The sequence below is a fragment of the Shewanella sp. SR43-8 genome (assembly GCF_014163775.1).
GTDB classification, from domain to species: Bacteria; Pseudomonadota; Gammaproteobacteria; order Enterobacterales; family Shewanellaceae; genus Shewanella; species Shewanella vesiculosa.
Map to the genome: position 1 here is coordinate 1 of NZ_JACJDX010000038.1, position 334 is coordinate 334.

The following is a 334-nucleotide window of genomic DNA, read 5'->3' on the forward strand; positions in this document are numbered from 1 at the left end:
CATTGGCGACGGCGGCCACGCCCGCTGGGGTCAAGCTGATAACACCGGTCACGGGATCAATCTCAAACCAAGCGTCGTCATTGCCGCTGACGATACTGTAGGTCACTGGCGTGCCTTCCGGATCGATGGCATTGACGGTACCGATCACAGTGCTGTCGCTGCTGTTTTCATTGTAGCTAAAGTTGTAGCTGGTTTCGCCCACGGGTGGAGTGAACTCAGGCGCTTCATTGACATCAAGCTCAGTGAGGGTGACGTTAATGTTGGTGGTGTTGACGCCATCTGAGGCGCCGACGACTAAATTGTGCACGTTCGCCAGGGCTTCAAAGTCATTGGC

1 protein-coding gene is annotated in these 334 nt (G+C 55.4%); it reads right to left on the reverse strand.

Translation table 11 applies throughout. The annotated features are described in order from the left end of the window. On the reverse strand, positions 1-334 hold a 334-nt coding region (locus tag H5114_RS20250; protein ID WP_182723886.1), incomplete at both ends, for a cadherin repeat domain-containing protein.